Here is a 7,828-nt window from a genome sequence, read left to right as displayed (position 1 = left end):
GCGCCTCCAGGGCCACCTTCGCCTTGAACTGCGCTGAATAACGCTTCCTCTTCCCGGTCATCGGGCTCGTCCTTCCGTCAGGCCGAACCAAGCTTAACTCCCTGTCCGATTTTCGGGGACCACCTCACCAGCGCTCCTCTCGTGAGAGGGCCGCTTTCGCCTCGGCGCGCTGGTCGCGGGTGGGTGTGGGCTTCGCCGTGCGCATCACCAGGGCGGAGCGCGCCGCGATCGGCAGCACGTCGATGCGATACTCGTAGCCGCCGCCGCGGCCGGCCCGCCGGCGCCACACGCCCTTCTCGTTGTCCGGATATTGCGGCCCCGTCCGCCAGCCCTTGCGATCCGCCATGATCTGGATGGCGCGGTCCGTCGTGGGGAGGCCGGGGAGGCCGAGCGCGACGAGATCCGCGGGGCTCCACCATTCCTGCATCACAGGACACCATTTTTCTTGAGGGTGCGGCGCCGCGCGTCGATCTCGCGGTCCAGCTCGGCCCGCGCTTCCATGGCCTCGGCCATCTCGATGGCGGGCAGATACTTCCGCTCGATCACCGCCCAGTCGAACATGGCGGCGATCAGCTCCAGCAGGCGGCGGTCGCGGGTCACGTGGAGGAGCGCCACGAACCGCACCACGTTGACCACGTGCTCGGACTTCGCCTCGCTCGCGTAGGCGTTGAGCATATCCACCGAGACCTTCTCGTCGAGGTACTCGCTCATGAGCCGGGCCGCGTCCTCGCGGCTGCGACCGCAGCCCTTGAGCGCCTGGCTCACGCCCTTCGAGATACTCACCGCGAGACTCGCGCCGCGCACCGTCTCCGGCGCGAACGCCCTCACCGGCTGGCTGGGCTGCCAGTCGGAGAGCAGGTCGAGCTGGTCGCGATGGGGGCGAGGGTGGCGGCGCGCCATGTCAGGCACCCTTTCCAACCGGCGTCGCCGGGAAGGAAACGGCCGCCGGCAAGGCCCGCCACGGCTCGGCACCGGGCAGGCCGGCCGCCGGACCGAAGTCGTTCAGCATGCCGGCGACGAGGCGGGCGGTCGCCTCGTCATAGAGCTGGGCCCCCGTCCTGAAGAGGGAGGTCGTGGCGATGAGCACTCGCTGCTGGCGACTCTTCGCGACGGAATAGCCGCCGACGAAGAAGGTGCAGCCCTCGGGCGAGGCCGGCGCTTTGCGGCAAACGAGGTAATCCACGCGCGCCGTCATGGCCGCACCGCCAGGACGAGAGGATGGCCACGGCCGCCCCGATGAGGGGGCAGGCGCCGACGCTGAGGAGCACGAGCAGGGATGTGCGCCGGATCTCGGCGAGGCGGTGCCCGCCGCCGGGGATGGGATGCGGGCTCATGCGGCGGCCAGCCTTTCCGCCAGATCACCCTGGGCGACAAGGTGGTCGAGGAACCGGTCCCGCACCTTCTTCGGGGCGCGATCCCAGGCGGTGAGCAGGGCCTTGAAGGCGGCATCGTCAGGCGAGGGCGCGGTCTCGCGCACGCCGCGGATGACAGCTGTGGCGGCGGCCACGTTGCGCGGCCGGTCCTCGCGCTCGGAGAGCAACAGGTCGAGCGCCCGCCACTGTTCGTCGCCGCTGAGCTTCAGCAGCGCGTCCAGCTCGGCACCGTTGTCGGCCAGCGGCGTACCGGTGATCCGGGCGCGCACGGCAGGGACAATCTTGGCGCGGGCGATATATTTGCGCAGTTGGCGTTCGGAGAGGCCAAGCCTCTCACACGCCTCTTCCGTGAACCTGGGGATCAAGTGGCCCAAAAGGGCCACTTGATCGGACTTCCGATCGCCGCCGTGCTTCGCGGCCGGGTTGAGCTTCTCGTAGAGGCGCTTCTTCTCGGCCAGGAACACCGCCCGGTCGAGAGCCGTCAGCTCGGCGCGGTAAAGGTTCTCGTTGATCTCGCGGAGCCGGGCCTCGTCGGCGGAAAGGTCGAGGATTTCGGCATCGACCTCCTCCCACTCCAGCAGCTTGGCGGCGTCGAGCCGGTGACCGCCGGTCACCAGGATGAACCGGCCTGCCGCCTTCTTGTTGGGACGGACCTCGATGGGCGTCTTCTGACCTTCTTCGGCGAAGCCGGCGGCGATGAACATCGCCCGGTCCGGATCGACCGCGCGGAGGCGGTCAATCACGTCAATGAGGTTTATGGATACCTTCTGGACCATGTCTAGACGGCCTCGGCTTTTTGGCGGTGACGTTCGGCGGTGTGGGCGCTAGGTTTCTGGCGTCGGCCGGCGTGGGGGATTCCCCGGCGGTCGTAGCGTGAGGGCCAGATGTCCTGGGGCCGCCGGCCGAGATGGATCGCGATGATCTGCTCGATGGCGGGCCAGGGGCGCCGCAAGGCCCAGTAGAAGCTCGACGGCTCATAGCCGGCCTGCTTTGCGAGCGCGGAAAGCGTCGTCCCGTTCATGCGGACGGCGGCTTTGATCTGCTCGCGATGCCAGTCCTGTGGGCCACTCAAGATCCCGACCTCTGCAGCGTGCGGCCCCTCGCATCTGCCGGGGCCGAATTATCAGGTTGCTGACAGTAGGCTACCAAAAATGGATGTTCCCGCAAGCCAAAAATGGTTTCGGACTTCCATATTAGGCATTTAACAACCAGATATGGTATAACGTGCTGTAAAATATGGAAGATTTTGAAGACCGAAACGAGCGGGACGAGTCCAAATCTGGTTTCGGACTTCGGGGTCTGAAGTCCGAAACCTTGACGCGTTTCCGCGAGGCAGTGCAGGCGGCTGGTGGCAACCAGATGGTTGCGGCGCGGTCAGGTGTGCCCTTGAGCACCTTGAACAAAGCAATGCGGGGCGAAACGCAGCCGAGGGCGGAAGCGATGGCCGCGATCGTTCATGCAACAGGCCGCTCCCTGGACTGGATCTTCTTTGGTGAGGCTCCCGCCCGCGACCGTGTGACGCTCCCGGACGAAGAGGTGCCGAAGACCATCCAGCAGGATGTCCTTGAGAGGTCGATTGCCATTGTTGAGCAATGGCTTAAGGACAACAACCGAATCATGGCGCCGGACAAGAAGGCGCACGTGGTTGCGATGATCTACGAGTTCGCGATGGAAGATGAAAGCGCCGGAGAAACGTCGATTGACTCCCGTCGCGTTGGACAGTTTCTTCGTCTCGTTGGGTAAATCGAGTCGGGGACAGCCATGAGGACGAGTATTGATAATCGTATTTCACAAATTTCGCGGAAACTGAAGGACAAGAGTGAGCAGCCGGATGCTGTGCATTCTGATGCTAATGCCAGAGAATGTAGCGAACGCGGCATAACTGTAATGCTATTTGATTTTTCCGGGGCATCTGATTTCACGATCAACATCGTTCGCGAAAATACCGACGCGAGCGGGACCTGAGTGCGCGGGCTGCTTGGTGGGGGAGCTTATGGTCGGAAAGAAGCCGTTGATGATCTGGCGCGTATTGCACGGTTTTTTCCTAGTGCTCGGGATCAGCTGCACCGCAATTGTTGTCGCCATATTCTTTCTGGCGCCCGACGCCGTAGAATCGGTCCCGTCTCTCAAGTCGCAGCCAGCTGTGGCGGATGCCAGTGCCATACTCCCTACCCCACAGCCGTCCATTCCAGCCAAAGAGCCTTCCAGCAGCAGCCCAGAGCCTGGAACGATCTCAGAGGAGGTGTTCGTCCGGGAAGCCTTTGGTTGCAAGGATTGGGAGACCTGGAAGAGCCTCGGCAAGGTTGCCGCACAGGGCGACAAAGAGGCATTCGCCAAGATCCTCTATTCTGCCTTGGCGCTCGGCACGTGCCGGCGGTTCAAGGCAGGTGATCACGTCTATCTATCTGAGACTGCTATCTTCTCGGCCTCGACATGCATGCGGCCGAAGGGAGAAACAGCATGCTTCTGGGTTTCCATCGACGCCACAGGCAAGAGCGAGCAGCCTGAGGCTTCTGCGCCCGCTACACGCGTGGCGGAGGCGCCGCCGGCCCCGTCTGCTCCGCCGGCTCCGCTAGCTCACGTCTCTCCACTCGGCGGCGACGTGGGCGGCTTCGCCAAGCGTTTCAACGATAAGTCCAGGAGCCTGAGCGCCGGCGTTAGGCTCGCGAAGGGCGGTTGCAAGACCGAGGTCCGGACAGCCTGCACCTACACATTGACCGAGGGTGTTTCGGTCGTCGCCGGTTCTGCGCCCGACAAGAAGACTCTCGAAACACTCACCATTCATCTCTTCACGAACGAGCAGATGGTGGTTCTGCGCTATCTGGCAGGGGTAGCCGTCATGCTGCACCTTTTCGCGCCCTCAGCGGAACGGGACGAGGTCGCCACTGTTGGTGGCCAGATCATCTCTCAGATCGCCAACGGCGACGGCGCCGACGTGACACTGCACGGCGTGAACGTCAAAGTTGTTCTGATGCAACCCTTCGGCTCTTTCACATCCATATCCCGACGGTAGAGATGGTCCGGACTTAAGAGCCCTCTGTCGCTGCCATAAGAGGGCTCTCGGCAGGACCAGGCGCTGCGGCCCATTTCTGAAAGATCATGTGTCCCTACCGCCCTTTTTGGGCCCTTCTGAAAGACAACGGACGGTGCAGCCGTTTTGGCCCCCGCCGCCCTCGGAACCCCGATGGATGCACGATCCATCCCACCTGATCCCGGCCAATCCCGCCATATCCCGGATGTGCAAGATCAAGTGTCTTCATTCAATCGAGGAACAGCGGCGTCTCCGGCGGGGACACGCCACCCGGGCAATGCGGCCGGCCGCGCGCCGGCGGCGAGGGGGCTGCCGGGCTTTGCGTGCCGGCGCACGCGGCTATGGTGGCGCCCATCAAAGGGCCCATCTTCCCGGCGATGCTGGGACCTGACGTTGGGAGATGATGATGCGCGAGGCGACGCGGAGGGCCGTGCTGGCCCTTCTGGTGGCGGGACTGGGGGCCGGCGCGGGCGCCGCCTCCGGAGCACAGGTGGGGGCCCCGATGGGCGCCCCGCTCGCCGCGCCGGTGGTACGTCCCGCCCCGAGGCCGGTCGTCCGTCCGCTTCCCACTCCGCTTCCGAACACGCTTCCCGGTGCCCGGCCGCCGGCCGTCGCGCCGCTCAGGCCCGTGGGCGTACCCTCGGGAGGCGGCCGCCTGCCGCCGCCGGCGCCGCCCACGCCCCCCGGCCCGGTCACGCGGCCCCCGCCGCTGGTGCCGCCGCAGCGCGGGCCGGTGCTGACGGCGCCGCCGGCCGCGCCCCTTGCTGCGCCGCTCCAGCCGCCGCCGGCGCCGCTCGCGGTGCCGCTGACGAACCAGGTGCCGCCCGTGATCCTGCCCGCGCCCCAGCGGGACTGGGGGCCCGGCGGCCCGGTGGGCAATGGCGGGGCGCTGGGCATGCTCCAGCCGGGGCTGGCGGCCGGGCTGGTGGGTCCGCCCCCGGCCAACGGTATGTGCTGGTACTATCGGACCGCCGACCGCCGGACGGGCTTTTGGGACCGCTGCCGGCAGGGGCCCCTGGGCGGTCCTTAACCGGTCCTTATGCTGCTGCCCTTACGCTGCCCGGAGCGTTTTCGGCGCAAGCGCCTGAAACCGCGCGGCCGGAGGCCCTGCCGCGCGCCCGCGGGCTCTTTCTTGAGTTTAGAGGGCGACCGAAGATGTGCTGCGCTTCCGCCCCATTTTGATGGTGGAAGGGGTCTTGCCCCGCATCGCAGCAGCAGAGGGGCGCGAGCAACGGGATCGTTCATGACGGCACGCGGACGAGGCGAGGCAACGAGGCAGGAACCGGTGCTCGAGCGCCCCGAATCCCTGTTCGACATCCGTCTCGACGCCCGCGACCGCTCCGGCGGCGCCCCGCCTGCGGCGGACCCGCCGCGCCGGGCCGCGCGTGCCGCCAAAGCCGCGACAAAGGCCGTAGCCAACCCGGACACCGCGCCCGCCGCGCCGCGCCGGGGCCGCGCCGATCCGCTGCCCAAGGCGCCGGCTCCGCGCCGGCGGCGCCGGCCGATCCTGTTCGGCCTCATCAAATGGGGCTTCATCCTGGGGGTGTGGGCGCTGCTCGCCCTCGCCGGCGTCGTCGCCTGGGAGGCGTCGAAGCTGCCGCCCATGCAGACGCTGATGATTCCCAAGCGCCCGCCCACCGTCACCGTGCAGGGCGCCGACGGCAAGACGCTGGCCACACGCGGCGACATGGGCGGCGTCGCCGTGCCCATTGGCCAGCTGCCGCCCTACCTGCCCAAGGCCTTCGTCGCCATCGAGGACCAGCGCTTCTACAGCCATTTCGGCCTCGATCCGGAGGGCCTCGCCCGCGCCCTCGTCACCAACCTTACCTCGCGGCGGCTGCGGCAGGGCGGCTCGACGCTGACCCAGCAGCTGGCCAAGAACCTGTTCCTGACCCAGGAACGCACCGCCTCGCGCAAGATCCAGGAACTGGTGCTGGCTTTGTGGCTGGAGCACAAGTTCACCAAGAACGAGATCCTCGACCTCTATCTCAACCGGGTCTATTTCGGCGCCGGCGCCTATGGGGTGGAGGCTGCGGCCCAGCGCTATTTCGGCAAGTCCGCCCGACAGGTGACGCTGGCGGAGGCGGCCATGCTGGCCGGCCTCGTCAATTCCCCCTCGCGCCTTGCCCCCACGCGCAACCTCAAGGGCGCGCAGGCCCGCGCCGGCCTGGTGCTGGCCGCCATGCGCCAGCAGGGCATGATCTCCCAGGAGATGGCCAGCGTGGCCCTGGCCCGCCCGGCCCAGCTGTCGCGCGCCGGCATGCCGGATTCCTCGGGCTATGTGGCCGACTGGGTCATGGACCAGCTGGATTCCTTCGTCGGCGAGCTCAACGGCGACGTCACCGTGCGCACCACCGTGGAGCCCAATCTCCAGCAGGCGGCGGAGCGCGCGCTGGAAGACACGCTGGCGAAATCCGGCGCCAGATACGGCGTGGGGCAGGGGGCCATGGTGGTGCTCGACACCGACGGGGCGGTGAAGGCCCTGATCGGCGGCCGCTCCTATGCCGACAGCCAGTACAACCGCGCCGTCACCGCGCGCCGGCAGCCCGGCTCCGCCTTCAAGCCCTTCATCTACCTCACCGCCATCGAGCACGGCCTGACCCCCGAGACGGTGCGCGAGGACGCGCCCATCCAGCTCAAGGGCTGGCGGCCGGAGAACTCCACCCACGAATACCGCGGGCCGGTGACCCTGACCCAGGCGCTGGCCCTGTCGCTGAACACGGTCTCGGTGCGACTGGCGCTGGAGTTCGGCCCCAAGGCGGTGGTGGCGACGGCGCAGCGGCTCGGGATCGCCTCGCCGCTGGATCCCAACCCCTCCATTGCGCTCGGCACCTCGGAAGTCTCGGTGCTGGAGCTGGCGACGGCCTACACGCCGTTCGCCAATGGCGGCATCGGCGTCATCGCGCACGTCATCGACACGGTGAAGGGGGCGGATGGCAAGGTGCTCTACCAGCGCAACATCTCCGGTCCCGGCCGGGTCATGGACCCGGCCTATGCCGCCATGATGAACCACATGATGATGGAGACGCTGGCGAGCGGCACCGCGCGCCGCGCCGATCTTCCGGGCTGGGAGGCGGCGGGCAAGACCGGTACCTCGCAGGATTACCGCGACGCCTGGTTCGTGGGCTACACCGCCCGCTACGTCACCGCCGTGTGGCTCGGCAACGACGATTCATCGCCCACGAAGAAGGCCTCGGGCGCCAATTTGCCGGTGGAGATCTGGAGCCGGGTCATGAAGACCGCGCACCAGGGCATCCCGGTGGCCGAGCTGCCGGGGGGCCTCAGGTCCTACGGCTTCGGCGGCGCCGGCTATGGCCAGCCGGGCGGCACCTACCTGCCCCCGGCCGACGTTCCGGATGACCGCCCGCCGGCGGTGGTGGGCCAGATCCCGGCCCGCCCGCCCCAGCAGGAGCCGCCCATGACG

Annotated in this window: 9 protein-coding genes; 4 read left to right on the top strand and 5 right to left on the bottom strand. The window is 67.4% G+C overall.

Going from position 1 to position 7,828, the window contains the following annotated elements:
* Nucleotides 1-124 precede the first annotated feature (124 nt).
* From K9U40_RS20775 to K9U40_RS20755, 5 genes are all read right to left on the bottom strand, one after another.
* Nucleotides 125-427, bottom strand: coding sequence for a DNA-binding protein (locus K9U40_RS20775; protein ID WP_282892023.1), 303 nt, complete (start codon nucleotides 425-427; stop codon nucleotides 125-127).
* Entirely contained in the window at nucleotides 427-900 is a 474-nt protein-coding gene (locus K9U40_RS20770) for a DNA transposition protein (RefSeq protein WP_282892022.1), read from the bottom strand. Before K9U40_RS20770 ends, K9U40_RS20775 begins: the two co-directional genes overlap by 1 nt.
* 1 nt (nucleotide 901) lies before the next feature.
* Nucleotides 902-1,195, bottom strand: coding sequence for a hypothetical protein (locus K9U40_RS20765; protein ID WP_282892021.1), 294 nt, complete (start codon nucleotides 1,193-1,195; stop codon nucleotides 902-904).
* Between the two features lie 135 nt (nucleotides 1,196-1,330).
* A complete protein-coding gene (locus tag K9U40_RS20760) occupies nucleotides 1,331-2,149 on the bottom strand; it encodes a ParB N-terminal domain-containing protein (RefSeq protein WP_282892020.1) in 819 nt (272 codons plus the stop codon).
* A 2-nt stretch (nucleotides 2,150-2,151) separates the two neighbouring features.
* The gene (locus K9U40_RS20755; protein WP_282892019.1) at nucleotides 2,152-2,445 is read right to left on the bottom strand and encodes a helix-turn-helix domain-containing protein; all 294 of its coding nucleotides are present in this window, start codon (nucleotides 2,443-2,445) and stop codon (nucleotides 2,152-2,154) included.
* Between the two features lie 164 nt (nucleotides 2,446-2,609).
* Here K9U40_RS20755 and K9U40_RS20750 point away from each other — a divergent pair, with 164 nt between their 5' ends.
* The 4 genes from K9U40_RS20750 to K9U40_RS20735 form a co-directional block, all read left to right on the top strand.
* Nucleotides 2,610-3,116, top strand: coding sequence for a helix-turn-helix domain-containing protein (locus K9U40_RS20750; RefSeq protein WP_282892018.1), 507 nt, complete (start codon nucleotides 2,610-2,612; stop codon nucleotides 3,114-3,116).
* Nucleotides 3,117-3,366: 250 nt separating this feature from the next.
* A complete protein-coding gene (locus K9U40_RS20745; protein WP_282892017.1) occupies nucleotides 3,367-4,386 on the top strand; it encodes a hypothetical protein in 1,020 nt (339 codons plus the stop codon).
* A gap of 424 nt (nucleotides 4,387-4,810) precedes the next feature.
* A complete protein-coding gene (locus K9U40_RS20740) occupies nucleotides 4,811-5,434 on the top strand; it encodes a hypothetical protein (RefSeq protein WP_282892016.1) in 624 nt (207 codons plus the stop codon).
* Between the two features lie 213 nt (nucleotides 5,435-5,647).
* Nucleotides 5,648-7,828, top strand: a 2,181-nt coding sequence (locus K9U40_RS20735) for a transglycosylase domain-containing protein (RefSeq protein ID WP_282892015.1), incomplete at its 3' end; no start/stop codon positions are given.

Origin of the sequence: Xanthobacter autotrophicus, assembly GCF_030015065.1 — a bacterium.
Classification (GTDB): Bacteria; Pseudomonadota; Alphaproteobacteria; order Rhizobiales; family Xanthobacteraceae; genus Xanthobacter; species Xanthobacter autotrophicus_D.
Note: the sequence above shows the minus strand (reverse complement) of the source record. Positions and strands in the feature narration are given on the sequence as shown.

What these genes read in the sequence shown, in the direction of transcription:
- K9U40_RS20775 (WP_282892023.1), bottom strand. Translation starts at nt 427, where the DNA reads ATGCAGGAATGGTGGAGCCCCGCGGATCTCGTCGCGCTCGGCCTCCCC.
- K9U40_RS20740 (WP_282892016.1), top strand. Translation starts at nt 4,811, where the DNA reads ATGCGCGAGGCGACGCGGAGGGCCGTGCTGGCCCTTCTGGTGGCGGGA.
- K9U40_RS20750 (WP_282892018.1), top strand. Translation starts at nt 2,610, where the DNA reads ATGGAAGATTTTGAAGACCGAAACGAGCGGGACGAGTCCAAATCTGGT.
- K9U40_RS20760 (WP_282892020.1), bottom strand. Translation starts at nt 2,149, where the DNA reads ATGGTCCAGAAGGTATCCATAAACCTCATTGACGTGATTGACCGCCTC.
- K9U40_RS20770 (WP_282892022.1), bottom strand. Translation starts at nt 900, where the DNA reads ATGGCGCGCCGCCACCCTCGCCCCCATCGCGACCAGCTCGACCTGCTC.
- K9U40_RS20745 (WP_282892017.1), top strand. Translation starts at nt 3,367, where the DNA reads ATGGTCGGAAAGAAGCCGTTGATGATCTGGCGCGTATTGCACGGTTTT.
- K9U40_RS20765 (WP_282892021.1), bottom strand. Translation starts at nt 1,195, where the DNA reads ATGACGGCGCGCGTGGATTACCTCGTTTGCCGCAAAGCGCCGGCCTCG.